The organism is Vogesella perlucida (assembly GCF_979366545.1).
The window spans coordinates 1-465 of sequence record NZ_CEETRO010000043.1 but is presented as its reverse complement, the minus strand read 5'-3'; the positions used below and the strand labels follow the sequence as shown (position 1 = coordinate 465).

Genomic DNA, 465 nt, shown 5'->3' with positions numbered 1-465 from the left:
GTTTTCGTGTACGGGGCTATCACCCACTATGGCCGCACTTTCCAGAGCGTTCCACTAACTCAATCCATAACACATACAGGCTCTTCCGCGTTCGCTCGCCACTACTTACGGAATCTCGGTTGATTTCTTTTCCTCGGGGTACTTAGATGTTTCAGTTCTCCCGGTTCGCCTCCATGCGCCTATATATTCAGCGCAGGATCTCCTTGCGGAGGGGTTTCCCCATTCGGATATCAGTGGATCAAAGCTCCATTGCCAGCTCCCCACTGCTTTTCGCAGGCTTGCACGTCCTTCATCGCCTGTGATCGCCAAGGCATCCACCAGATGCACTTAGTCGCTTGACCCTATCATTTCAGTTACCTTAATCTGATGAGCTTCGCGCTGGTGACTTGTCGCACACTAAGGCGTATACGACAGTCGATACAATCTTTCTACCCAAGTCGACGATTCATTACGATCAGAATTAAC

Annotated in this window: 1 rRNA gene; it reads right to left on the bottom strand. The window is 50.3% G+C overall.

Annotated elements, in window-relative coordinates:
- Positions 1–341, bottom strand: a 23S ribosomal RNA gene (locus ACZ9XP_RS17820); the annotation flags it as partial.
- Positions 342–465: the final 124 nt, after the last annotated feature.